Source organism: Acidobacteriota bacterium, assembly GCA_028875725.1.
Taxonomy (GTDB): domain Bacteria; phylum Acidobacteriota; class Thermoanaerobaculia; order Multivoradales; family Multivoraceae; genus Multivorans.
In genome coordinates this window covers 1,490,438-1,514,458 of record JAPPCR010000006.1, presented here as the reverse complement: position 1 = coordinate 1,514,458, position 24,021 = coordinate 1,490,438, and the positions used below count along the sequence as shown (strand labels likewise).

Below are 24,021 nucleotides of genomic sequence, written 5' to 3'. Positions count from 1 at the left end.
CTAGGCCTTCGCGCTCGGCCGCGCCGACACCGCCTGGTGCCAGCGCAGGAGGTTCGGTGTCTCCTCGGTGACCTTGAACTTCGTCACCCGGCCGAAGTCGATACCGATCTGGGCCGTGATGTCGGCGATCGAGTACGCGTCGCCGGCGACGAACTCCCGGTCGGCGAGCTCCCTGTCCAGCCACTCCAGCCGCTTCGTGGCGTGGCCGCGCTGACCCTCCCCGTAGTCCGGGTACTGCTCGATGCGGTCCGCGAAGTACGGGTGGGTGTTGCGGAAGACCTGCATGATCGGCAGGGCGATCTCGAGCTCCATCCGCCGCTGCCACATCTCGATTCGGGCCGCCTCTTCCGGGTCCCTGCCGCCCATCAGGACGGGTTCCGGCTGTAATTGCTCGAAGTAGCGGCAAATCGCGACCGACTCGGCGATGAACGTACCGTCGTCGAGTTCGAGCACCGGCACGCGGCCCATCGGGTTCTTCTGCCGGAACGGCTCCTGCCGGTTCTCGGCCTGGCCCAGGTCGACGGGCACGACGGGAACCTCGATGCCCTTCTCGGCCAGGAAGATGCGAACGCGGCGGCAGTTAGGGGCGGTGGCGGCTTCGTGTAGCTTCATGGTTCAGGACATCTCCTGGAGGTCGGCTGCTGATGGTCAAGGCTTGGAAGGCGAAGGGCGCAAAGTCTAGGAGCTTGCGCCACAGGAACGCAACGTCGCGGGAGTGTTCGTGATGGATCTACTGGCACAACCGTCCTTCTGGGCGGCCCTCTTCTCGGTCACACTGATCCAGATCGCGCTCGGCGCCGACAACCTGATCATCATCACGATCATCGCGAACAAGCTGCCGGAGGCGAGGCGCCAGCAGGCGATCAAGCTGGGCCTGCTGCTGGCGATGGCGCTCCGCATCCTGCTGCTCCTGCTCCTCAGCCTCGTGCTCGGGGCGGCCACGGCCGAACTCTGGAGCTTCGATGGCTCGTTCCTCGGCGTGGAAATGGCCGGCAGCGTCGACGGCAAGTCCCTGGTGCTGGTGATCGGAGGCCTGTTCCTGATCTGGAAGGGCGTGAAGGAACTCCGCGTCAAGCTGAAGGCGGTCGAGCACGAAGTCGCGAAGGCGAACCGCTTCGCCGAGGTCGTCGCCCTGATCGTCGGCATGAACCTCATCTTCTCGGTCGACTCGATCCTCACCGTCGTCGGCATGACGGACATCTTCGCGGTGATGGTCGGCTCCGTGCTGATCTCCGTGGCGTTGATGCTGGTCTTCGCCGGCCCGATCTCGCGGTTTCTCAGCTCCAACCCGGAGTTCGAAATCCTCGGCCTGTTCGTCCTCCTGCTGATCGGCTTCGTGCTTATCCTCGAGGCGGGCCACAGCGCTCACATGGTCGTCAACGGCTCCCCGACTCCGTACATCCCGCAGTGGATCGTCATCTTCATCCTGCTGCTGATGTTCGCGCTCGACCTCTACCAGAACTGGTGGGAGCGGAAGCGAGAAGTGGACACCGTGACGCTCCACCGCCGGCACAAATAGACGCAGGCGGTGCCAGAGCCGGGCGGTGTACGATCGCCGCCCTCGGATCACCTGTCTGTCACGAGGCGAAGAGCGACACGGCAACTCACGGGAACGGTCATGTCAGACAATCAGCCAGGCGCCAACTCCCTACCCACGCTCGCCATGCTCGGCGCCACTGGCGACCTCGGCGGAGGTCTCGCACGGCGCTGGGCCGCGGCCGGCTACCCGATCGTCATCGGCTCGCGGTCGCGGGAGAAGGGCGCCGGGTCGGCGGAGGACGTGAACCAGCAGCTCCGGGGTCTGGGCCTGCCGGCGACCGTACGCGGTACGGACAACCTGACCGCCGCCCAGGAGGGCGACCTCGTGGTGCTGACCGTGCCGTACGCTTTCCAGCGGGCCACGCTGGAGGCGGTGCGCGAGGCGCTTCAGGGCAAGATCCTGGTCGACTGCACGGTGCCGCTCGTGCCGCCGAAGGTCGCGCGCGTGCAGCTTCCCGACGAAGGCTGCGCCGCGGTCATCGCCCAGCAGGCCGTCGGTCCGGATGTGCGGGTCGTCTCCGCCTTCCAGAACGTCGGCGCCGCCCATCTGCGCGAGGACGATGCGGTCGACTGCGATGTTCTGGTCACCGGCAACGATCCCGCCGCCCGCGCCGAGGTCATCGAACTGATCGAGGCGCTCGGCATGCGGGGCTGGCACGCCGGGCCGCTCGACAACGCTGCCGCCGCGGAGGCGCTGACCTCCGTCCTGATCCAGTTGAACCGGAAGTACGGCATCGCGGGCGCGGGCATCCGGATCACCGGCGAACCGACCCGCGCGCCCTGAAGACGGTCGGCGCTCGATCGCCGCGAACGCGACACCCGGCTTGCGGAGGCGGGTAGCCTTCGGCTTTCGAGCACCGCGCTCTCCCAGACCATGCTGAACATCAAGCCGGTACCAGGCCTGCCCGAAATCCAGCCGGGTGACGACCTGGCCGTCCTGATCGCCGAAACGATGCGGCAGGCACGGATGAAGTTGCGTGCCGGCGACGTGCTCGTCGTCGCGCAGAAGATCGTCTCCAAGGCGGAAGGCCGAATCGTCGATCTGGCGACGGTGGAAGCGCGTCCCGAAGCCGTCCGGCTGGCGGCCAAATGCGACAAGGACCCACGCCTGATCGAACTCGTGCTTCGGGCATCGACCTCGGTGCTGCGCACCGTCCCCGGAGTCATCATCGTCGAGCACCGGCTCGGTCTCGTGCTGGCGAACGCGGGGATCGACCAGTCCAACCTGCGTCCCGGCGACGACCACGGGCATGCGCTGCTGCTGCCTGAGGATCCGGATGCCTCGGCGGCGGCCCTGCGCGAAGCCCTGACGGCGCATTTCGGAGTCGAGCGCCTTGGCGTGATCGTCAACGACAGCGTCGGTCGCGCCTGGCGGCTGGGCACTGTCGGGCTCGCCATCGGCGTCGCCGGGATGACGGCGCTCCGCGACCTGCGGGGTGACCGCGACCTGTTCGAGCGAGAACTCCTGGTCTCGGAAACCGGGATCGCCGACCAGGTCGCGAGCGCCGCCCAGATCGTCCAGGGCGAGGGCGACGAGGGCACGCCGGTCGTGCGCGTCCGCGGCCTCGAGCCGCTCGGACCGGCCCAGACGGCCCGCGACCTGCTGAGGCCGCGCGATCAGGACCTGTTCCGGTGAAGGCGGGTCCGCGATGACGAAGGACTCCCCGAGACACTGCGTGGCTCTTTCGGGCGGCGTCGGCGGCGCCAAGCTGGCGCTCGGGCTGTCGCGGGTGCTGCCCGGGGACTCGCTGACCGTCGTCTGCAACACGGCCGACGACTTCGATCACCTGGGTCTTCGGATCTGCCCGGATCTCGACACGGTGATGTACACGCTGGGCGGCATCTCGAACCGCGACACCGGCTGGGGTCAGGCCCACGAAACCTGGTCCTTCCTGGAAGCGCTCTCTCACCTCGGCGGCGAGACCTGGTTTCGGCTCGGCGACCGCGATCTGGCGACCCACGTGGAGCGAACGCGACGTCTCCGCGCCGGCGAGTCCCTGACCGAGGTCACCGCCGCCCTCTGCGGAGCGCTCGGCATCGCCGCCCGCGTGCAGCCGATGAGCGACGACCCGGTGCGCACGGTCGTGCTGACGGAGACCGGCGAACTCAGCTTTCAGCACTACTTCGTTCGCGATGGCTGCGCCCCGACCGTCTCCGGGTTTCGCTTCGACGGGATCGACACGGCCCGACCGGCGCCCGCCTTCCTCCAGGCGCTGGAGGACCACACGACCGCGGCGATCCTCGTCTGCCCCTCGAACCCCTTCGTCAGCGTCGATCCCGTCCTCGCCCTCGACGGCGTCGAGGTCGCGCTTCGGCGAGCGGCCGCGCCCGTGGTCGCGGTCTCGCCGATCGTCGGCGGCGCGGCGATCAAGGGACCGGCCGCCAAGATGATGGCGGAACTCGGGATGCCGGTCACGCCGGTCGAGGTTGCCCGCCACTACCGGCAACGGGACCTCCTCGACGGCTTCGTGATCGATCACGCCGATGCCGGCCAGGCTGCGGAGATCGAGGATCTCGGCCTTCTCACCCTGGTGACCGGCACAGTGATGGAAACGCTGGCCGACCGGGAACGCCTGGCCACGGAGACCATCGACTTCGCCCGCGGGCTCGACACCCGGCGAGGCGACAGGGCGGAAACCGCGCCGCCGGAACCGTCCGCGTGAACGCCGGCAGTCTCTGGGCGGTCCTGCCGGTCAAGGCCTGGTCCGAGGCCAAGCGGAGGCTGTCGCCCGTCCTCAGCACCGGTGAGCGGGAGGAACTGGCCCAATCGATGCTCGACGACGTGCTTGCCGCGATCGCGGGCGTGCCCGACGTCACGGGCACGCTTGCCGTGACCGCGGACGGCGTCGCGGCAACGTACCTGGAGGAAGCCGGTTGCGAGGTCCTGTCCGAGCCCAGGCGAGGCCTGAACCGGGCGCTCGGTACGGCCGCCGAGGAACTCGGGCGCCGCGGTGAGGCGACGATGCTGGTGCTGCCGATCGATCTGCCGCTGGTGACGGCGGCGGACCTGGAGGAACTCCGCGCCCGGCACCTCGAGGATCGGAGCAGCCAGGGGGACGACTCGGCGCCGGGACCGGCGGTGACCGTCGCCCCCGACCGCTTCCGATCGGGGACGAATGCTCTTGTCTGTTCGCCGCCGGGCTGCATCCCGTTCCGCTTCGGCGACGGCAGCTTCCGTGCGCACCTGCGGGAAGCCGAGCGGGCCGGAGCGGCTCACTCCAGCATCGTCCTGGCGAACCTGGGACTCGACGTGGACCATCCGGACGACCTGGCCGAACTGCTGCGGCTCGACCGTGCCGGCCGGGAGGGCCGGACCGGCCGACTCCTGCGCGGACTCGGCGTGCCGGAACGGCTGGAGCGCCCGCTGAAGCGGGACTGATACCGTTCGCTATCCCCACTGGCGGCCGGTTCAGCGCCTGCCGCAGTCATCCCCATGTCCCCTCCACTCAGCGCCTTTCTGGACCGTCGCCCGACCCCTGATGAGGCCCGTACGCTCGCCCGCATCGAGCCTGGCGCCGACCTCGAGCGGTTGCTCGAGGTAGCCGGCGAGTTGCGGGATCGGGGCCACGGCGGCCTCGTTTCCTATTCGCGCAAGGTCTTTCTGCCGCTGACCCACCTGTGCCGAGACATCTGCCACTACTGCGTCTTCGCCCGGCCGCCGAAGAAGGGCGAGGCGGCGTACATGCCGCTCGACTCCGTGCTAAGCCAGGCCCGCCTGGCCGCCCAGGCAGGTTGCAAGGAAGCGCTGTTCACGCTCGGCGACAAGCCGGAATTACGGTACAAGGCCGCCCGCGACGGCCTGGCCGAGCTGGGCCACGAGACGACTCTTTCCTACCTGCGGGAGGCGGCAGAGCGGGTGCTGCTCGAGACGGGCCTTCTGCCCCACCTCAACCCTGGGCTGATGACGGCTGAAGACATCGAGCATCTGCGCCCCGTGGGCCCGTCCATGGGCATCATGCTCGAGAGCGTTTCCACGCGGCTGCACGAGAAAGGTCAGGCGCACTACGGCTGTCCGGACAAAGTCCCGTCGAGGCGCCTCGAGACCCTGCGGCTCGCCGGCGAGGCCCGCGTGCCCTTCACCTCCGGCATCCTGATCGGTATCGGCGAGACCCGCGAGGAACGGATCGACGCCCTGCTCGCCATGCGCGACCTGCACGACGAGTACGGCCACATCCAGGAAGTCATCGTCCAGAACTTCCGGGCCAAGCCAGAGACCCGGATGGCCAGCGCGCCCGAGCCCACGCTGGAGGACCTGCTCTGGACGATCGCCGCCGCGAGGCTGGTGCTCGGGCCGGAGATGCACATCCAGGCGCCGCCCAACCTGAGCCCCGGCGTGCTGCCGCGGCTCGTCGACGCCGGTATCGACGACTGGGGCGGCGTATCGCCCGTGACGCCCGACTTCGTCAACCCCGAGGCGCCCTGGCCACACCTGGAGCGCCTCGCGGAGGAGACGGCCGCCGCCGGCAAGACGCTGGTCGAGAGGCTGACGGTGTACCCCGAATGGGCGCTCGACGGGGAGAAGTGGCTGGATGACGGCCGCGGCCAGAGCCGGGAGATCAGGCGGCTGGGTGGCGTCCGCACGGCGGTGCTGCAACGGGTCGACGCCACCGGCCTCGCCCGCACGGACGACTGGTCTCCGGGAGAAGAGATCGCGCCGCCGGCTGACGTCCTCGCCGCGGTGGCGACCTCCCCCGCCTCGAACGGCAACGGCGCGGAGCCACACCGTGCGACGGGCATCGCTCCCATTCTCGACCGCGCGCGGAGGGGCGAGGACCTCTCGGAGGACGAGATCGCCCGGCTGTTCGCGGCGCGGGGACCGGAGTTCTCCGCCGTCTGCGCCGCCGCGGACGCGATCCGGCGCGAAGTGAACGGCGACACGGTGACCTACGTCGTCAACCGGAACATCAACTACACGAACGTCTGCTACTTCAAGTGCCAGTTCTGCGCCTTCTCCAAGGGCAAGCTGAGCGAGAACCTGCGCGGCAAGCCGTACGACCTGGAACTCGAGGAGGTCATGCGCCGTACCGTCGAGGCCTGGCAGCGGGGCGCGACGGAAGTCTGCATGCAGGGCGGAATTCACCCCGACTACACCGGCGAGACCTACCTGGGCATCTGCCGCGCGGTGAAGGAGGCCGTGCCGGAAATCCACGTCCACGCCTTCTCCCCGCTCGAGGTCTGGCAGGGCGCGGCGACGCTCGACATGGCGCTTCGCGACTACCTGCTCCGCCTCCGGGACGCCGGGCTCGGGACCCTCCCGGGGACCGCTGCCGAGATCCTGGACGACGAGATCCGCGCCGTCATCTGCCCCGACAAGCTGAACACGGACCAGTGGCTCGAGGTCATGGAGACCGCCCACGGCGTCGGCTACCGGACGACGGCGACAATCATGTACGGCCATGTCGAGGGTCCCCGGAACTGGGCCCGGCATCTGCTCCGGCTGCGGGACCTGCAGAAACGGACGGGCGGTTTCACCGAGTTCGTGCCCCTGCCCTTCGTCCACATGGAGGCGCCGATCTACCTCAAGGGCCGCGCCCGCAAGGGACCGACCTTCCGCGAGGCGGTTCTCATGCACGCAGTGGCCCGGCTGGCGCTTCACCCCTGGTTCGGGAACGTCCAGGCCTCCTGGGTCAAGATGGGGCCGCAGGGGGTCAAGGCCTGCCTCGAGGCGGGGGTGAACGACCTGGGCGGCACCCTGATGAACGAGAGCATCACCCGGGCGGCCGGCGCCGCCCACGGACAGGAACTGCCGCCGTCCGGGATGGAGCAGCTTATCCGCGACGCCGGCCGCGTGCCGAAGCAGCGGACGACCGCCTACGGAACGCCGCCGCCCGAACGCGTCGAGGCGTCGTTCCAGGCAGCGGAGCTGGCCGCAGTGCTGAACAACCCGGCCCACCGCTACGAGCGCGACGGTCCGTTGCGCCTCGTCCGTCCGGGCCTGGACGCTTCCTGACCGGGACGGAGGCTCTCGCCTGACCGCCGCGGGCGAACGATCGGCGATGAAGGACGCCGCATCCCATTCCGTTCGCCGCCACCTGCGCATCGCCGTCGACGAGTACGACGCGGCGATTCGCCGGTTCATCCCCGGCTACGAGGAGATGCTCGCCGTTGCCGCCCAGGCCCTGGCTCCGGCGGCGCCCGGCCCGATCATCGACCTGGGAGCCGGTACCGGCGCCCTGTCGGAGGCGATCCTCGAATCCTCCACGGCGGCCGTCGTCGAACTCATCGACGTCGACGGCGAGATGCTCGACCAGGCACGAACGCGCCTCGCACGGTTCGGCGACCGGGCCCGCTTCGCCAGGGCCTCTTTCCTGGAACCCCTGCCCCGCTGTCGCGGCGCCGCCGCCTCACTCGCCCTGCATCACATCCCGGCGATGGACGACAAGAGAGTGCTCTACCGTCGTGTGTTCCAGACACTCGAGCCCGGCGGCATCTTCGTCAACGCGGACGCCACGATGCCCGGGGAGCCCGTCGCCCGGGAGACGACCTGGCGCGGCTGGGCCGACCACCTGATGGCCCACGGCATCGACGAGCGGCGCGCCTTCGAGCACTTCGAGGAGTGGTCGGAGGAGGACACCTACTTCCCGCTGGAGGACGAACTGTCCGCCGTCGCGTCGGCCGGCTTCGCGGCGGAGTGCGTCTGGCATGAGGTCGGGATCACGGTCGTCGTGGGCCGCAAGCCCGGCTGAAACGGACGGCGCGCCTACTACAGCACCGCCTCCGCGATCGCCTCCAGCGCCTCCGGCTGCCGGCAGCCGAGCAGCATCGACGCGACCTGGCCGTTGCCGGCGGCTTCCTTCCAGGCCGCGAGCCGGTCGACGATCCGCTCCCGCGGCCCGACCAGAGCGACGTCGTCGACCAGGGCGTCGGGCACAGCGCCGACCGCCTCGCTCTTCTTGCCGCCGAGGAAGTTGTCCTGGATCGCGCGGGCTTCGTCCGGGTAGCCGAGGCGCTTGGCGTAGTCGTTGTAGAAGTTCTTGTCCCGCGCCCCCATGCCGCCGATGTACAGGGCCATGCTCTGCTTGACCGGCGTGCGGCACTGCTCCACGTCGTTGCCCATGACGACGGTGACGAAGGGCATGACCTTGAAGTCGTCCAGGCTCTTGCCGTTGCCGGCGGCCGCGAAGCCGCGTTCGAGGGCGTCCTCGATCAGGTCATATCGCTCGGGGTTCATCCAGATCGGGAAGACGCCGTCCGCGACCTCGGCGCTGCAGGCCAGGCCGTTCGGGCTGATCGAGGCGGTGTAGATCGGGATCGAGGTATCCGCCGCCAGAATGCTCCTGAGCGGCTTGCCGAGACCCGTTCCATCCTCGCCGCGATAGGGCAACTGGTAGTGGTAGCCCTCGTGGGTCACCGGCTCCTCGCGGGCGAAGACCTTGCGCATGATCTCGATGTACTCCTTCGTGCGCGTCAGCGGCCGACCGTAGGCGACGCCGTGCCAGCCCTCGATGACCTGCGGGCCGGACGGTCCGAGACCGACCAGGAAGCGCCCGCCGGAGAGCTGGTTCAGGGTCATCGCGGTCATCGCGGTCATCGCCGGGCTGCGCGCCGGCATCTGCATGATCGCCGTGCCGACCTTGATCCTCTCCGTCTGGGCCAGAATCCAGGACGCCGTTGTCACGGCATCGGAGCCGTACGCCTCCGCGGTCCAGACCGACGTGAAGCCGTTGCTTTCCGCCTGCCGAATGCGATCGATGTCAACGGTGATCTGGCTGCCGAAGGCGCCAGCGAGCAGTCCTAGTTCCATGGTCCGGTCTCCAGGGTCTTGGGTCTTTGTCCGGGTTCGAGGGAGCGAAACGCGCGCGAGGCTAGCAGGTCGCCGGCAGGTCGGACATAGACTGCGCTCCGATGGTCCAAGCACCCCGACAGCAGGGCGGCTTCCCTGGCCGCGGTCCGCGCAATCCGCGCAGCCAGATGCTGTGGCGGCTCGGCTTCATCACGCTGATCCTGGGCATGGTCGTGGTCATCGTGATCGGCTACGTGATCATCCGGCTGACCCAGGTGCCAGGCGAAATGGTCGAAAGCGGCCGGGAGATCGGCCGCGCCGCGGTGGAGAGCGTGGAACGCATCGCGCGGGCGTTCCGGACCGGCAGCGTGCAGACATCCTTCATGAGTTACGCCACGGAGGTTTCGGGCAGCTCCTTTCTCCAGTTCGCCTCCCTCGACCAGACCGAAGTGCTGGAGCGCACGGACTCGGCCAGCCTGCTATGGGGCCGGCTCAGGCTGCCCGACGTGGTCGTCGAGGCGCGGGTCCCGGTCCGATACACCTACTACCTCGACCTGGAGGACGAGTGGTCGCTGACCCTGGAGGGAACGACGGTTCACGTCCTGGCGCCCGGCGTGCGAGCCAACCGGCCGGCCGTCGACGCCTCGGCGATCGAGTACCGGGTTCAGGGGGATTCGATCCTGCGCGACGAGGAAGCGGTCCTTGAGCAGCTCCGCCTCCGCATCACGGACCAGTTGGCCGCCCGCGCGGGCGAGAACATCGCCCTCGTGCGCGAGCTCGGCCGGCGCAGGACCGCCGACTTCGTGCGCACGTTCCTGCTCTCGCAGTTCGGCGAGGACGTGGAGGCCTACCGCATCGACGTGCGCTTCCGGGACGAGGTCGATCTGGACCCGGCTGTCGACCCGGGGCCTCCGGTCACCGAGGAACCACGACTTTGACCGACCGGTTGGCGCGGAGCCGCCAGCGGCTCCGGGCGCGGCAGGCGGATCGCTTCGCCCGCATGGCGGACCAGGTCTACGTGCACAACTCCTTCTACCGCGCAAAGTGGCGGGCCGCGGGCTTCGATTCGCCGCCGACCCTCGACGATCTTGCCGACCTCCCCTTCACCACGAAGGACGAGCTCGCGGCCGACCAGGAGGCGAACGCCCCCTGGGGCACGAACCTCACCTTCCCCCTCGACCGGTACGTCCGCGTTCACCGCACGTCGGGTACCGCCGGCCGCCCGCTTCGATGGCTCGATACGCCGGCGAGCTGGCAGTGGTTCCTGGACTGCTGGCTCGCAGTCTACGAGGGCGCCGGCGTCACCTCCGCGGACCGTGTCTTCGCCGCCTTCGGCTTCGGTCCCTTCATCGGCTTCTGGACCGCGTTCGAGGCCGCGCAGCAGCTCGGCTGCCTGGTCCAGCCGGGCGGCCATCTGAGCACCGAACAGCGGCTGCAGATGATGCGGGACGATGGCAGCACGGTGCTGCTGTCGACGCCCACCTACGCCCTGCGGATGCTCGAGTCGGCCCGCCGACTCGGTATAGACCTCGCCGGCGGCGCCGTCGAGCGGACGATCCACGCCGGCGAACCGGGCGCTGGCGTCCCCGCGGTCAAGCAGCAGCTCGCGGCGGGTTTCGGCGCCCGTGTCTTCGACCACGCCGGCGCGACGGAGGTGGGCGCCTGGGGCGTCCCCTGCGGCGTCGGTGAGAACCTCCACATCCTGGAGGACGAGTTCATCGTCGAGTGGATCGCCCGGGAAACCGGGGCTCCGCGGCCACCGGTCGAGGCGGCCGCGGGCGAAGCCGGCGCCGACGACCTCGGCGAACTCGTCCTGACGAACCTCGGGCGGATCGGCAGTCCGGTCATCCGCTACCGCACCGGCGACGTCGCGCGCCTGCGCGCCGCCGGTTGCCCGAGCGGCCGGCCAACTGTCTACCTGGACGGCGGCGTGGTCGCGCGCGCTGACGACATGTTCATCGTGCGCGGAGTGAACATCTACCCGAGCGCGGTCGAGGCCCTGATCCGGGAGGTGGGCGGCGTCGCGGAGTACCGCGCTACGGTTCGTCGGCGCTCCCGGATGGCCGAGTTCGAACTGGAGGTCGAACCCGAGCCTGGCGCCGAATCCCGAAGTCTCAGGTCCAGGCTCCAGGACCTGTTCGAGGAGCGGCTCAGCCTGAGGGTCCCGGTCCAGATCGCCGACGCCGGTTCGCTCCCCCGGTACGAACTGAAGGCGAACCGCTTCACGTTCCTGGACTAGTCGCTGGACCGGCGCCGCGGTCGGGCCGGTTCAACACGAGAAGCGCCGCGAACAGCAGGGCACCCACGCCGTTCACGACGAGCCCGAGGGTCGGACCGCCGAGATCGGGAACCAGGAGCAGGGCGGCCGCGACCAGCAGGAGGACCCGCAGCGGCAGGGTGAGTTCGGACCGGAGGTAGCCGCCGATCCCGGAGGCCAGGGCCACGATGCCGACGACGGCCGTCCCGAGCGCCAGCACCAGAGGCGGCAGCCCCGCTGCTCCGGACGCGAAGAGGCTCGACCCGCCCTCGTCCATCATCAGCAGCGCGGGCCGGTAGACGAACATGAAGGGCAGCGTGAAGCCGACCAGGGCGAAGCGGAACGCCGCCAGCGCGGTCGGCATGACTGGCGCCTGGGCCAGGCTCGAAGCCGCGTAGGCGGCGAGCGCGACCGGCGGCGTCACCATGGACATCATCCCGAAATAGAAGATGAACAGGTGTGCCGCCAGGGGAATGACCCCGAGTTCCGAGAGAAGGGAACCCATCAGGGTCGCCATCAGCAGGTAACAGACGACGGACGGCACCCCCATGCCCAGCACGAGCGACGTGACCATGATGCCGAGCAGGGCCAGGAACAGGTTCGTCGCCACGACGCCCTTGATCGCCGCCGAGAAGTCCGCCGCGATGCCGGTCTGCTGGACGATGCCGATGACCACGCCGACGCAGGCGCTGGCGGCGACCAGCGGAATTCCGTTGCGCGCCGCCTGGGTCAGGGCGCCGAGGATGCGGGGCCGGAAGACGCGGTGTATCAGGCCGAACGCCATCAACCCGAACATCGCCACGATGCCGGACGAGAGCCAGGACTCGAAGACCTGCCGGAACGACGGGTCCGCTGGAAGGTCGCCCCAGATCACCTGGTGCAGAAGGGCCACGCCGGCGAAACAGCCGAGGGCCAGGCGGCGCAGCCTGCGCGGAAGGTCGATCTCCGGTCGCAGCACCGCCAGCACCAGGATGACGATCAGCGCCCCGGTCACCGCGCGAAACGGCGAGAACCGCAGCAGCAGGAGCAGGATGAGGGTGGCCAGGCCGGCGATGAAGACCAGCGCGTCGAAGCGCCTCACCGGAGGCGGCTCGCCCTCGCGCTCCGGCGTACCGACGCGCCGCGAATAGAAGTGGACGATAAGGAAGAGCGAGAGGTAGAAAAGGACGGCCGGCAGCAGGGCCGCCTGCACGATCTGCAGGAAGGTGACCTGGGGCTCGACGATCTCGAGCATCATGTAGGCGCCGGCGCCCATGACCGGCGGCACCAGGGCGCCTCCGGAGGCCGCCGCGGCTTCCACCGCCGCCGCCACGTGGCGCCTGAAGCCGTTGCTCCTCATCATGGGAATCGTGAAGGCGCCGGTGGTCACCGCGTTGGCCACCGCGCTGCCGGAAAGGGAGCCCAGCAGTCCGCTGCTCAGCACCGCCACCTTCGCCGGTCCGCCCGGCCTGGTGCCGAACACCCGCTCCGCGAAGCGCATGATGAACTGGGTCGCACCGGACATCTCGAGAAACGCGCCGAACACGACGAACAGGAAGACGTAGCGGAACATGACCGAGGCCGCCGGGCCGAACACGCCCAGACTCTGAAGGAATGTCGTGCCGACCACGTCGCGGGGGCTCTGGCCGGCGTGGGGAAACAGCCAGTCCGGCAGTAGCGCCCAGCCGTTGCGCAGGCTGAAGTAGCAGTAGAGCGTGTGGGCGACGAAAGTCAGGCCCAGGGCGGGAACGATCCAGCCGATACTCCGCCGCGCAGCCTCGAGCACGAGCAGGAGGCCGACCAGGCCGAGGCCGATGTCCGCCGTGGTCTCGATGCCGGCCCGGTTTCCGAGGGACCTGCCGCCCGACCACAGGTGCTCGAACGCCGGCTCCGTCTGCACGACGACGTAGGCGCAGACCGCCAGGGCCATGAGCCCGAACAGCACGTCCAGGCCCCGCAGCCAGAGGTTCGATCCGAGCTTGGGATGAACCGGAAAGGCGAGGAAGCAGAGCAGCAATCCGAGGCCGACGAACACGGCCAGGGAAGATTGCGGCAGCAGCAGCCCGAAGTTCACCTCGAGCAGAACGAAGAAGCACAGGGCGACGCCGAGTGCCCCGATCAGGCCCCGGCGCGTGCGCTCGGCGGCCTCGTTCAACCGTCCGCTTCGGGCCAGATACCGATCTCGCGGTAGTAGCGCTCCGCCCCCGAATGGAACGGCGTGCCGGTGTTGCGGGCGACGTTCGCCTCGTTGATCGCACGGCCGGCGGGGTGCTTCTCGGCGATTGCCTGCCGGTTCTCCCACATGGTCTTCGTGACCTGGTAGACGAGTTCCTCGTCCGCGTCGGCGTAAGTGATCAGGTGCATCGAACCGACGTTGAGGCCGGGGTAGTCCTCGGTGAGATCGGAGTAGGCGTCGGCGGGAATCGTGGCGAGCTGGAAGAAGGGATAGTCACGCGCGAGCTCCTGCCGCCTCTCCTCGTCGAACGGCAGGAAGACGATGTCGTGCGTACTGCTGGCCTGGGTCACCGCGCCGGTCGGCACCGCACCGCCGAGAAAGGCGGCGTCGATCGAGCCGTCGCCCAGCATGTCGACGGCCCCGCTCTGGGTGCCGTAGACCTGGGTGAAGTCGTCGTAGGTCACGCCATGCGCCGCCAGCAGCGGCTCGACGAACATCTCGAAGCCGGCGCCGGCTACGCCGACCATCGCCCGCTTGCCCGCCAGGTCGCTCATGGCGGCGAGGCCCGAATCGGCCTTGGCGATGAACGTCGCGATGTTCGGCGCCAGCGTGGCGACCGCGCGGATGTCGTAGCTCTGCTCCCAGCCCGATTCCCCCAGGACCGCGAAGTAGCTGATGGCCGAGTTCGACATGGCAAGTTCCAGCTCGCCGCGCGCGAGCCGGCGAATGTTCTCCTGCGAGCCCTTCGTCCCGCGCGGCTGGACCCGCCAGTTGTTCTCTCCGCGGTTGTCGTTCAGCACTTCGGCGATCGCGCCGCCGACGACCGGGAAGGCGCCGCCGACCGGCGCGGTGCCCATGCTGAGGAACCGCGGGTTGCCGGCGCCGCCGTCCGCTCCGTCTCCGCCCGCGCAGGCAAGCGCAAGCACGAGTGCCGGCGGGACGAGTACCGACGGGAGCATGAGCAGGCGGTTCTTCATCGACGGGACCTCGGTGACGGAAGGTTGGCGCACCGGACGGGCGCGGCAGGCGATCATAACTCGCCGGTCGCGGGCCTCCGCTCTACGGTTCAGCGATGCAGTAGAGGAAACTGTCGGTTCGCAGGTAGAGCCGCCCCTCGGCCACGCCCAGCGACGACAGCGTGAAGCCCTGGACCTGGTTCCTGGCCAGGATTTCGAACTCGGGCCCGTCCCGGACCACCGTGGTCACGCCGTCCTCGCTGGTCGCGTAGATCTTGCCGTCGGCAACCAGGAGCGAGGCGCTGTAGGTGCCCGGCTCCAGACGCTGGTTCTCCCAGTCCGCCGCGCCGGTCCTGGCGTCCAGCCGTGACAGGAGGCCGTTGTCGCGAAGGAGATAGAGCGTCTCGCCGTCCGTCGCGGGGGTCGGCACATCGGGTCCGCGGTCGGTCTCCCAGAGGATCTCCGGCTCGCCGCCGTCTCCGAGCCGCAGCGCCTTCATGGGACTGACGCGGGTGGGAACGAAGACCAGGTCGCCTGAAGCTACCGGCGACGCGACGACGCGGTACATCGGGCTGTTCCTCGGGTTGAAGCCTTCCACGCGCCACAACTCACGGCCGTCGCCCGGGTCGTGGCCGGTGGCGACGTCACCCCCGTTCAGCACCAGGACGTGTCCGTCGCCGCTCTCGACGAGCGCGGGCGTGATGTAGGCGTCCGGAGACTCCATCCGGGCGTTCGTCGGCCGCTCCTGCCTCCAGATCGTCTCGCCCGAGTCGGCGTCGATGGCCAGTAGGTACGAGGGGTCGTCCGTCTTCATGCCGTGCAGGACCGGCACGTAGAGCACCTCCCGCCAGAGCAGAGCGGACGAGCCGTAGCCGTGGTTCAGGCCGAAGGCGCCGTAGTCCTGTTCGAGTTCCCGCGCCCAGAGCTGGTTGCCGTCGAAGTCGTAGGCCTGCAGGGCGCCGGTTCCGGTCAAGATCCAGACCCGCTCGCCGTCAGTGATCGGAGAGGGCGACGACATGTTGTGCTTGCGCTGGAAGCGGTTGCCGCCGCCGATCGACCGCTTCCATACAACAGCGCCCGAACCGGCAGCGACGCGCCACAGGGACAGGTCGTCGCCCTCGGCGACGTTCAGAAACACGATGTCGCCGACCACGATCGGAGTCGAGCCGGAACGGTCCGGCAGCGCCAGTTTCCAGAGGATGTTCCGCTCCGTGTCGCCCTCGTGCGACCACTCGCTGGGCAGCCCGGTGTGCGCGCTGTAGCCGTTCCGCTCGGGTCCTCGCCAGTTCGGCCACTCCGGCTCGCTCGCCGGCAGTACGCATGACACCGCCGTCAGGAGGCACCAGATCGCGGCCCGCTGCACGACGCGCCCTTTGTGGCGTCCGGATTCCTCTCTCGTCTCGTTCACGCTGCCTCCTTGGCCGCGGCCGGCTCGGCGGCCTCCTCGCCGGCGCTGTCGTCCCGTGCTTCGGCCGCCTCCGGCAGCAGCAGCACCTGGACCCGGTTCTCGCCGCCGAGGTAGTCCACGGCGGCGCCGCGGATCATCTCCGCGTCGAGTTCTTCGAACAGTTCCTCGTAGGTGAGGATGCTCAATGGGTCGTCGTCGTACTGGTACACGGTCTGCAGCACGCCCAGCCAGAAGCCATTCGTCTCCTTCGCCGTTTCGCGGCCCCGTCGCTGCTGTTCCCGGATCTGGCCGACTTCCTCGTCCGTGGCAAGTTCCGTCCGAACACGTTCGATCTCCTCCTGGACCGCCTGGAGCATCTCCTCGACGCGAGCCGGGTCGCAGCCGAACAGGATCTGCACGGAGAACTGCGAAACCGGAATCCTCTCGGCCCCTCCGGACACGTTCGCACCGTAGGTTCCGCCGAGTTCCTCGCGCAGGCGCTCTCGCAGACGGTCCCGCAGCAACGAGACCATGGAGTTCAGACGGTAACGGTTCAACTGGCTCTGCTCGAAGGGTCCGCTGAACACCAGGGCGACCTGGCTCTGGTCCTCGAGCCCCTTGTACACCGTCCGTTCGATGAGGCCCTTGGGAGTCCGAACTCCGACGTCTCGCCAGGCCTCCTCGCGACCGGTCGACGGCAGGCCGCCCAGCCAGGTCTCGACGAGCGGTTCGATCGCCTCGAGTTCGAAACTGCCGGCGAGGAAGAAGGTGAAGTCGGAGAAGTCCCGGAAACGGTCTTCGTAGACGGCGAAGATGCGGTCCTGATCCAGGTCTTCCAGCATCTCCTCGGTGATCATCCGGCGCCGCGGGTGGTCCTGGCTCAGGATCTCCACGAACGTCTTGAGGAAGGTGTACTGCGGCATCGCGCTCTGGTTGCGCAGCAACGCACCCTGACGGGTAAGGAAGGACTCGTAGGCCTCGGCATCGCGGCGGGGCGACGTCCCGCTCAGATAGATCAACTCGAAGAGCGTCTGCAGGTCCTTGGGCGAGCCCCGGCCGCTGAAGCCCTCGAACAGGGGCCCGATGACCGGCCCGACGCGCGCCACCTTGCCGGCCAGCGCCTTGTTCAACTGGGTGAGGCTGAAACTTCCCAGGCCGGAGAGCTGCACCACCGAGGTCGCCAGGTTCACCTCCAGCCAGTCTTCGTCCGAAACAAGGGAGGCGCCCCCCGGACTGAAGGCGCCGACCAGGACCTCATCGTTCTTGAAGTCGCTTGGCCGCAAGACCACCCGGACACCGTTCGACAGCCGCCACTCGGTCACGCCGAGTTCCTCGATCGCCGATCGTTCGACGATCCGGCCCGGAGTCGGCGGAACAGGCACCAGGGCGCCCTCGCCGACATCGTCCTCGTAGGCCGCGACCTCCAGTTCGCCTACCCGGTCGAACACGGCCAGCAGCTCCTCCTCGACCGGCGGCTCCAGACCCTCCTTCCGCGGTCCGCTGGCGAGGATGACGCGATCCTCGTCGCGGATCCACCCGTCGGCGACGCGGTTCACCTCGGCGAGCGTGATCCCGGGGACGTAGCGGCGGGCCAGCTCGCGCTCGTAAGCGATCCCCGGGAACGGTTCGTCGCTGAGAAAGTTCCGCACGTACTCGCCGGCATAGGCGGCGGAGTGGGTCTTGTCCCGTTCGTCGTAGGCGCGGTCCATCGAGCGCAGCGTGTTCACCCGGGCCCGTTCCAGTTCGCTCTCCTCGAAGCCGTGGCGACGGGCACGCTCCGATTCGGTGAGCAGCGCCTCGAGGGCCCGGACTTCGGCGCCCTCCCGGGCCCCGGCCCGGAGCAGGTAGAGGCTGCGGGTCCGGGCCAGCGTGCCGCGACTGCTCGTGGCGCCGATGAAGGGCGGATCGGCCTCTTCGGCGCGCTCGGCCAGACGGTTGTTCAGCAGGCCGTTGTAGAGGCCGCGGACCAGCCGCTTCCGGTAGTCGGCGACGGTGACGAACTCGTCCGCTTCGCCCTTGAAGGCAACCGAGATCGAGGAACGCGTCAACTCGGGATCGGTGAAGATGGAAACCAGAGTCTCCTCGTGAGGCGGAATCTCCGCCTCGAAGCGTTCGCGCGGCTCGTCGGGTCCCTCGAGCGCGGCGAAGCGGCTCCTGATGCTCGCCCCCATCGCTTCCGCGTCGAAGTCGCCGACCGCGACGACGGCCATCAGGTCCGGCCGGTACCAGTCCCTGTAGAAGTCCCGCAGCCGCTGCGGCGGAACCTCGCGCAGCATCTCCGGATCACCGATCGGCAGCCGTTCCGCGTAGCGCGAGCCGTGGAAGCGATAGGGGATCTCGGCGTCCAGAAGCCTCGCTCCGGCACCCCGGCCGCCCCTCCACTCCTCGATCACGACGCCGCGCTCGAGTTCGACCTCCTCGTCGTCCAGGGTGACGGCGCCGGCCCAGTCCTCGAGCACCAGAAGCGCCTTGTCCAGGATGTCCGGGTCGTCCGTCGGCACCTCCAGCATGTAGACCGTCTCGTCGAAGCTCGTGTACGCGTTGACGTCCGCACCGAAGCGCATGCCGATGCTCTGCAGGTAGTCCAGCAGCTCCGCCTTCTCGAAGTGCTCCGTGCCGTTGAACGCCATGTGCTCGACGAAGTGGGCCAGACCAAGCTGGTCGTCGTCCTCGAGCACCGAACCGGCGCGCACGACGAGCCGCAGGAAGGCGCGGTTCTCGGGCCGGCCGTTCTTCCTCACGTAGTAGCGGAGGCCGTTGTCGAGTTGTCCCGTGAGCACCGCCGGATCCTCGGGCAGGACCTCGTCCAGCTCGTAAGTCCATTCGGGCAGCAACTCGACGCCGGCGTCGGGCTCCTGGGCGTGAACGCCCGGCGCCATCAAACCGGCGACCAGAGCCGCCGCCGCGGCGAGCAGACCAGCAGAACACGAGTGCGACCGGCCGCGCTTTCGCTCGATCATCGACGTTTCTCCTTCGTTTGGTGGGGCGTTCAGCGGCTGCCGGCGACGCGGGCGCCGCCGTCCACTCGCACGACCGCCCCGGCCGGCAGGGCCTCGACCAGCGCCTCCAGGGCACGGTCCGCGGCGCCACGGCTGCGGCTGTCGACGGTGAGCTTGACCCGGTAGTCGCCGTCCATCACTGGATAGCTGCCGATGTCGACCTCCTCGTGGGCGTCGACCACGCGGTCGAGCAGTTCCGCGATGTCCGTCTCGCGGCAGGACGTATACACCGCGCGGCAGTAGAACCGGCGGCCCGCCGCCAGGCGGTCGCGCAGCATCGGCAGTTTCATGCGGAAGATCCGGGGCACGCCCGGCAACACGTACACGTTCTCCATGACAACGGACGGCCAGGGCACATCCGGCGTGCTGACGAGTTCCGCGCCTTCCGGCACGTCGGCCATGCGCAGGTGGCCCTCGGTGCAGCGATCCCCCACCATCTCGCGGATCTTCGCGACCAGCTCGGGGGAACGGACCAGCCGCCGCTCGAACGCCTCGGCGACTGCCTTGAGCGTCACGTCGTCGTGGGTCGGCCCGACGCCGCCGCTCGTGATCAGGTAGTCGAAGCGAGCGCGCAGGCGCCGGATATCGGCCGCGATATCGCCGACGTCGTCCGGGCAGACGATCACTCTCTGGAGCTCGATCCCAAGGTCGAACAGCTCTCTGGCCAGGAGGCTCAGATTCGCTTCCTCGACCTTGCCGCTGAGGATCTCGTTCCCGATGATCAGGGCGCCTGCGGTGGGCATCGGCGTAGCTTACCGGCCGGCGCAACTACCGGCCTGCGAAACGTGGCGAACGCCGCTGCGTCAGGGCCATGACCCCCTCGCGGGCGTCGGCGGTGCGGAAGGTCACCTCCTGCTCGGCGCTCTCCAGGTCGAGCGCCTCGTCAATCGACCGTTCGAAGGTGCCGCGCACCGTGCGCTTGGTCGCCTTGACCGCGATCGGGCCGGCGGCCGCGATCTCCAGGGCGAGGTCCTCGACCACACGGTCGAAGTCCTCGTCCGCCTCGCGACTGGCGATCCCCCATTCGACCGCCGTCGCGGCGTCGATGAGCCGCCCGCTGTAGAGGAGTTCCGCGGCGCGGGCGGGGCCGATCAGGCGCGGCAGGGTCCAGGTCGCGGCCATCCCGGGGTGAATGCCCAGCTTGACGAAGGTCATGCCGACCCGGGCGCCGGTACGGATCACGCGCATGTCGCAACCGAGCGCGAAGCAAAGGCCGGCGCCGATGGCGTGGCCGTTGATTGCGGCAATCGACGGTGCCTCGAGATCCCGCACCGAGAGGTACAGGCGATAGAAGTTCGCGCCGCCGCCGAGGCCGGGCCCGGCGTCCGCGTCGTCGCTCACCTCCTCCTGGATGCTCTTCAGGCTGCCGCCGGCGCTGAAGGCCCGGCCGGCCCCCCGGACGATGACCACGCGCGTCTCGGCACGGCCGTTGATCAGCGGAACGGCGTCCCTGATCTCGGCGCCCATCGCCGGTGTCATCGCGTTCAACTGGTCCGGGACGTTCAGGGTGAGCCGGGTGACCGGACCTTCGTGGGACAGGAGGAGGTGTTCGAAATTCATGAAACGGGTTCTCCTTCAAGCTAGAATGCGGCGCATGCTAACGATCACCGAACTGGCGCAGAAACAGGTGGCGGAAGCGATCAAGTCCGAAGAGCGCGACGACCTGGCGCTCCGGATCGCGATCACCGGCCGCAACGGCGGCGGCTTCCGCTACCAGATGGACCTGGTCGGCCTGGACGAAACGAGGCCCGACGACGAGGTCGTCGAACTCGACGCCTTCAACGTGTACGTGGACTCCGAGAGCGCGCCGGACCTCGCCGGCGCCACCGTCGACTTCGTGACCCGGCTCTCCGAGAGCGGCTTCAAGTTCGACAATCCCAACTCCCCCTGGGGCGAGGGCGTGGCCGCCGACGTTCAGCGCGTCCTCGATGAACAGATCAACCCGCAGATCGCCGCCCACGGTGGCTTCGTCACCCTCCTCGAGGTCAAGGACGAGACCGCTTACATCACCATGGGCGGCGGTTGCCAGGGCTGCGGCATGGCCGACTACACGCTCAAGCAGGGCGTCGAGCAGGCCATCGTGGAAGCCGTGCCGACCGTCCAGCGCGTCCTCGACACGACGGATCACGCCGCCGGAACGAACCCGTACTACGCGCCGTAGCGACGTACGGCCTGCCGGTGAGCACGACCGCCGGAAAGGCCGCTTCCTGTTGCCCCAGCCCGGCGGTTGTGGAATAGTCCCGGCTGGTCGAGCGACGCGTTCCGATTCGCCCTCGATCGCTAGAAACGACACGTCAGGATCGATGGGCACGCACCGTTTCAGACGGGGACTCAGCCTGCCGATCGTGGGGGCTCCCGAGCAGACGCTCGATGACGCCGCGGCTCCAGGTACCGTCGCCGTCAGCGCGGCCGACTACCCGGGCATGAAGCCGGCGATGCACGTCGGGCCGGGCGATGCCGTGCAGCGTGGTCGGCTCCTGTTCGAGGACCGCAAGCAGCCGGGCGTTCGTTTCACCTCCCCCGCCGCGGGCACGGTAGCCGCCGTGAATCGCGGCGCCAAGCGGGCGCTGATCTCGGTCGTGGTGCGAGTGGATCCCTCCGACCAGGCGGCCTCCAGCGGCGCCGGCGTCGGCTTCGCCAGCTATACCGGTAGACACCCGAGCGCTCTCTCCCGCGAGGAAGTGCAGGGTTTGCTGGTGGAGTCGGGAGACTGGGTCGCCCTGCGCGCGCGACCGTTCGGACGCACTGCGGCCGTCGACTCGGTGCCGAAGTCGATCTTCGTCACCGCGATGAACACGGAACCGTTCGCGCCCGCCGCCGACCGGATCGTCGAGGGGCGCGCTGGCGATCTCGAGCGAGGGCTTGCCGCGCTGGCCCGGCTGACGGACGGACCCGTGTTTCTCTGCCGGGCGCCCGGCACGCTCGCCGGTGTCGAAACGAGCGAACCGATCCGCGTCGAGGAGTTCACGGGACCCCACCCCGCCGGCGCCGCGGGGATGCACATCCACACGCTCGACCCAGTGAACCGCAACAAGCTGGTGTGGCAGATCGGACTCCAGGACACCCTCGCCATCGGTCGCCTCTTCGCGACCGGCGAACCCGACGTTCAGCGCGTCGTGGCCCTGGCGGGGCCCCCGGTCGGGAGACCCAGGCTCCTGCGTACGCGGCTCGGCGCCGCGCTCGGCGACGTGACGAGGGGCGAGATCGGCACGGGGACGGAAGCCGTCCGCGACGGCGCCGTGCGTGTCGTGACCGGCTCGCCGCTCGCCGGCCGGACCGCGATCGGCGAGAACGCCCCGGCCGATCTTCACGGCTACCTGGGTCGCTTCCACGAGGTGGTCTCGGTGCTCGAGGACGACCACGGCCGTCGCTTCCTGGGCTGGCTCACGCCCGGATTCGGCGCCTTTTCCCGCGCCCGCGCCTTCGCCTCCTCGCTGCTGCCGCGCAAGTCCTTCGCGATGACGACGACCACGCACGGATCGCCCCGCGCCATCGTGCCCATCGGCCTCTACGAGAGCGTCTTCCCGTGGGACCTGCAGCCGACCTTCCTGCTCAAGTCCCTGGTGGCCGGGGATATCGAACGCGCCGAGGAACTCGGCTGCCTGGAGCTGCTGGAGGAGGATCTGGCGCTCTGCACCTTTGTTTGCCCGGGCAAGACGGAGTACGGGCCGTACCTGCGCGACGCGCTCGAGCTGATCGAGAAGGAAGGCTAGCGCCGCTACTCCGATGAGATTCCTGCGCCGCATTCTCGATCGGCAGGCCCGCCACTTCGAGCCCGGGGGCCGGTTCGAGCGCTTCTACCCGCTGTACGAGGCGCCCGACACGTTCCTGTACACGCCGGGCAAGACGACCGCCGGCGCCGCGCACGTGCGCGACGCACTCGACCTGAAGCGCCTGATGATGACGGTCGTCGTGGCGCTCGTGCCCTGCGTCCTGATGGCGATGTGGAACACCGGCCGGCAGATTCACCTCGCGATCGCGGGTGGCGCCACCGCCCTGCCGAACTGGCGCACGGACACGATGGAGACGCTCGGGCTGCCGTTCGATGCAACCAGCCTGCTCGCGAACACGGCCCACGGCGCGCTCTACTACCTGCCGGTCCTGGTCGTGACCTTCGCGGTGGGCGGCCTCTGGGAGGGGTTGTTCGCGGTCGTCCGGCGGCACGACGTGAACGAGGGCTTCCTGGTCACCGGGATGCTCTTCCCGCTCGTGTTGCCGCCGACGATTCCGCTCTGGCAGGTCGCGATCGGCATCACCTTCGGCGTCGTCGTCGGCAAGGAGATCTTCGGGGGCACGGGCTACAACGTCCTGAACCCGGCGCTCACGGCGCGCGTCTTCCTGTTCTTTGCCTATCCGGCCCAGATCTCCGGGGACGCCGTGTGGATCGCGGCGGGCACCTCGGCCCCGCCCGACGGCTACAGCGGCGCCACCGCGCTCGGCGAGATCGCGGTGCTCGAGGCCGCCGAGGGCTCCAACGCCCCACTGGACGGGCTGTCCGCCATCGAGGGCAAGGTCTCCTGGATGCAGGCCTTCCTCGGCGACATTCCGGGGTCGATGGGCGAAACGTCCGCGCTGGCCTGCCTGATCGGCGCCGCCATCCTGATCGCCACCGGCATCGGCTCCTGGCGGATCATGGCCGCGGCGACGGCCGGCACGGCGGCGATCTCCCTGTTGCTCAACCTCATAGCGTCGCCGACCAACGCGATGCTCTCGGTGCCCTTCCACTGGCACGTCGTGCTCGGAGGCTGGGCGTTCGGCATCGTCTTCATGGCCACCGATCCGGTGAGCGCCGCGCAGACGAACCGGGGACGCTACATCTACGGTTTCCTCGTCGGCGTCCTGGCCATCCTGATCCGCACCGTGAACCCCGCGTTTCCGGAAGGCGTGATGCTCGGCATCCTGTTCATGAACCTGTTCGCGCCCCTGATCGACCACTACGTGCTGAAGGCGAACATCAAGCGCCGCCAGGCGCGTTACGCGCAATAGCGCAATAGACTCTCTCCCG

The 24,021-nt window shown here is 69.1% G+C and carries 20 protein-coding genes; 12 read left to right on the top strand and 8 right to left on the bottom strand.

Annotation, left to right across the window (positions count from 1 at the left end; genetic code table 11):
• Entirely contained in the window at nt 1-612 is a 612-nt protein-coding gene (locus OXI49_08170; protein MDE2690479.1) for a glutathione S-transferase family protein, read from the bottom strand.
• Between the two features lie 112 nt (nt 613-724).
• Here OXI49_08170 and OXI49_08165 point away from each other — a divergent pair, with 112 nt between their 5' ends.
• From OXI49_08165 to OXI49_08135, 7 genes are all read left to right on the top strand, one after another.
• Nucleotides 725-1,519 (top strand): TerC family protein, encoded by a 795-nt coding sequence (locus tag OXI49_08165; protein ID MDE2690478.1) that lies wholly within the window; start codon nt 725-727, stop codon nt 1,517-1,519.
• A 99-nt stretch (nt 1,520-1,618) separates the two neighbouring features.
• The gene (gene npdG / locus OXI49_08160; GenBank protein MDE2690477.1) at nt 1,619-2,323 is read left to right on the top strand and encodes an NADPH-dependent F420 reductase; all 705 of its coding nucleotides are present in this window, start codon (nt 1,619-1,621) and stop codon (nt 2,321-2,323) included.
• A 90-nt stretch (nt 2,324-2,413) separates the two neighbouring features.
• Nucleotides 2,414-3,175: a coenzyme F420-0:L-glutamate ligase gene (gene cofE / locus OXI49_08155; protein MDE2690476.1), complete on the top strand. Its 762-nt coding sequence runs from the start codon at nt 2,414-2,416 to the stop codon at nt 3,173-3,175.
• Nucleotides 3,176-3,188: 13 nt separating this feature from the next.
• Complete coding sequence (cofD, locus tag OXI49_08150) at nt 3,189-4,202, top strand: 2-phospho-L-lactate transferase (GenBank protein ID MDE2690475.1); 1,014 nt, start codon at nt 3,189-3,191, stop codon at nt 4,200-4,202.
• Nucleotides 4,199-4,918: a 2-phospho-L-lactate guanylyltransferase gene (cofC, locus tag OXI49_08145; protein MDE2690474.1), complete on the top strand. Its 720-nt coding sequence runs from the start codon at nt 4,199-4,201 to the stop codon at nt 4,916-4,918. The genes cofD and cofC overlap by 4 nt, the downstream gene beginning before the upstream one ends.
• 54 nt (nt 4,919-4,972) lie before the next feature.
• Entirely contained in the window at nt 4,973-7,489 is a 2,517-nt protein-coding gene (cofH, locus tag OXI49_08140) for a 5-amino-6-(D-ribitylamino)uracil--L-tyrosine 4-hydroxyphenyl transferase CofH (protein ID MDE2690473.1), read from the top strand.
• A gap of 46 nt (nt 7,490-7,535) precedes the next feature.
• Nucleotides 7,536-8,225 carry a class I SAM-dependent methyltransferase gene (locus OXI49_08135; protein ID MDE2690472.1) on the top strand — a complete coding sequence of 230 codons (690 nt, stop codon included), beginning with the start codon at nt 7,536-7,538 and terminating at the stop codon, nt 8,223-8,225.
• Nucleotides 8,226-8,242: 17 nt separating this feature from the next.
• On the opposite strand, the gene OXI49_08130 is transcribed toward OXI49_08135, so the two are convergent.
• Nucleotides 8,243-9,283 carry an LLM class F420-dependent oxidoreductase gene (locus OXI49_08130; protein ID MDE2690471.1) on the bottom strand — a complete coding sequence of 347 codons (1,041 nt, stop codon included), beginning with the start codon at nt 9,281-9,283 and terminating at the stop codon, nt 8,243-8,245.
• Between the two features lie 101 nt (nt 9,284-9,384).
• On the opposite strand from OXI49_08130, the gene OXI49_08125 reads away from it, so the two are divergent.
• Together OXI49_08125 and OXI49_08120 are read left to right on the top strand one after the other, a co-directional pair.
• Complete coding sequence (locus OXI49_08125; GenBank protein MDE2690470.1) at nt 9,385-10,200, top strand: hypothetical protein; 816 nt, start codon at nt 9,385-9,387, stop codon at nt 10,198-10,200.
• Complete coding sequence (locus tag OXI49_08120; GenBank protein ID MDE2690469.1) at nt 10,197-11,501, top strand: phenylacetate--CoA ligase family protein; 1,305 nt, start codon at nt 10,197-10,199, stop codon at nt 11,499-11,501. The genes OXI49_08125 and OXI49_08120 overlap by 4 nt, the downstream gene beginning before the upstream one ends.
• On the opposite strand, the gene OXI49_08115 is transcribed toward OXI49_08120, so the two are convergent.
• The 6 genes from OXI49_08115 to OXI49_08090 are packed head-to-tail and all read right to left on the bottom strand — an operon-like array spanning nt 11,485 to nt 20,576.
• On the bottom strand, nt 11,485-13,653 hold the full coding sequence (locus OXI49_08115; GenBank protein MDE2690468.1) for a TRAP transporter fused permease subunit: 2,169 nt from the start codon (nt 13,651-13,653) through the stop codon (nt 11,485-11,487). The genes OXI49_08120 and OXI49_08115 overlap by 17 nt on opposite strands.
• On the bottom strand, nt 13,650-14,684 hold the full coding sequence (locus OXI49_08110; GenBank protein ID MDE2690467.1) for a TAXI family TRAP transporter solute-binding subunit: 1,035 nt from the start codon (nt 14,682-14,684) through the stop codon (nt 13,650-13,652). The genes OXI49_08115 and OXI49_08110 overlap by 4 nt, the downstream gene beginning before the upstream one ends.
• A 49-nt stretch (nt 14,685-14,733) precedes the next feature.
• Nucleotides 14,734-16,038, bottom strand: coding sequence for a PQQ-binding-like beta-propeller repeat protein (locus OXI49_08105; protein ID MDE2690466.1), 1,305 nt, complete (start codon nt 16,036-16,038; stop codon nt 14,734-14,736).
• Nucleotides 16,035-18,977, bottom strand: a complete 2,943-nt coding sequence (locus tag OXI49_08100) for an insulinase family protein (protein MDE2690465.1) — start codon at nt 18,975-18,977, stop codon at nt 16,035-16,037. Before OXI49_08100 ends, OXI49_08105 begins: the two co-directional genes overlap by 4 nt.
• 29 nt (nt 18,978-19,006) lie before the next feature.
• Nucleotides 19,007-19,759, bottom strand: a complete 753-nt coding sequence (locus OXI49_08095; protein ID MDE2690464.1) for a competence/damage-inducible protein A — start codon at nt 19,757-19,759, stop codon at nt 19,007-19,009.
• Nucleotides 19,760-19,784: 25 nt separating this feature from the next.
• Nucleotides 19,785-20,576, bottom strand: a complete 792-nt coding sequence (locus OXI49_08090; GenBank protein ID MDE2690463.1) for an enoyl-CoA hydratase-related protein — start codon at nt 20,574-20,576, stop codon at nt 19,785-19,787.
• A gap of 34 nt (nt 20,577-20,610) precedes the next feature.
• On the opposite strand from OXI49_08090, the gene OXI49_08085 reads away from it, so the two are divergent.
• The 3 genes from OXI49_08085 (at nt 20,611) to OXI49_08075 (ending at nt 24,002) form a co-directional block, all read left to right on the top strand.
• Nucleotides 20,611-21,177, top strand: a complete 567-nt coding sequence (locus OXI49_08085; GenBank protein ID MDE2690462.1) for an iron-sulfur cluster assembly accessory protein — start codon at nt 20,611-20,613, stop codon at nt 21,175-21,177.
• Nucleotides 21,178-21,319: 142 nt separating this feature from the next.
• Nucleotides 21,320-22,729: a Na(+)-translocating NADH-quinone reductase subunit A gene (locus OXI49_08080; GenBank protein MDE2690461.1), complete on the top strand. Its 1,410-nt coding sequence runs from the start codon at nt 21,320-21,322 to the stop codon at nt 22,727-22,729.
• 13 nt (nt 22,730-22,742) lie between these two features.
• A complete protein-coding gene (locus tag OXI49_08075; protein ID MDE2690460.1) occupies nt 22,743-24,002 on the top strand; it encodes an NADH:ubiquinone reductase (Na(+)-transporting) subunit B in 1,260 nt (419 codons plus the stop codon).
• The last annotated feature ends 19 nt before the right edge of the window (nt 24,003-24,021 follow it).

Bases quoted from the DNA above. Each gene is read 5' to 3' on its own strand.
- OXI49_08170 (MDE2690479.1), bottom strand. From the start codon at position 612: ATGAAGCTACACGAAGCCGCCACCGCCCCTAACTGCCGCCGCGTTCGC.
- OXI49_08165 (MDE2690478.1), top strand. From the start codon at position 725: ATGGATCTACTGGCACAACCGTCCTTCTGGGCGGCCCTCTTCTCGGTC.
- npdG (MDE2690477.1), top strand. From the start codon at position 1,619: ATGTCAGACAATCAGCCAGGCGCCAACTCCCTACCCACGCTCGCCATG.
- cofE (MDE2690476.1), top strand. From the start codon at position 2,414: ATGCTGAACATCAAGCCGGTACCAGGCCTGCCCGAAATCCAGCCGGGT.
- cofD (MDE2690475.1), top strand. From the start codon at position 3,189: ATGACGAAGGACTCCCCGAGACACTGCGTGGCTCTTTCGGGCGGCGTC.
- cofH (MDE2690473.1), top strand. From the start codon at position 4,973: ATGTCCCCTCCACTCAGCGCCTTTCTGGACCGTCGCCCGACCCCTGAT.
- OXI49_08135 (MDE2690472.1), top strand. From the start codon at position 7,536: ATGAAGGACGCCGCATCCCATTCCGTTCGCCGCCACCTGCGCATCGCC.
- OXI49_08130 (MDE2690471.1), bottom strand. From the start codon at position 9,283: ATGGAACTAGGACTGCTCGCTGGCGCCTTCGGCAGCCAGATCACCGTT.
- OXI49_08125 (MDE2690470.1), top strand. From the start codon at position 9,385: ATGGTCCAAGCACCCCGACAGCAGGGCGGCTTCCCTGGCCGCGGTCCG.
- OXI49_08100 (MDE2690465.1), bottom strand. From the start codon at position 18,977: ATGATCGAGCGAAAGCGCGGCCGGTCGCACTCGTGTTCTGCTGGTCTG.
- OXI49_08095 (MDE2690464.1), bottom strand. From the start codon at position 19,759: ATGCCCACCGCAGGCGCCCTGATCATCGGGAACGAGATCCTCAGCGGC.
- OXI49_08090 (MDE2690463.1), bottom strand. From the start codon at position 20,576: ATGAATTTCGAACACCTCCTCCTGTCCCACGAAGGTCCGGTCACCCGG.
- OXI49_08085 (MDE2690462.1), top strand. From the start codon at position 20,611: ATGCTAACGATCACCGAACTGGCGCAGAAACAGGTGGCGGAAGCGATC.
- OXI49_08080 (MDE2690461.1), top strand. From the start codon at position 21,320: ATGGGCACGCACCGTTTCAGACGGGGACTCAGCCTGCCGATCGTGGGG.
- OXI49_08075 (MDE2690460.1), top strand. From the start codon at position 22,743: ATGAGATTCCTGCGCCGCATTCTCGATCGGCAGGCCCGCCACTTCGAG.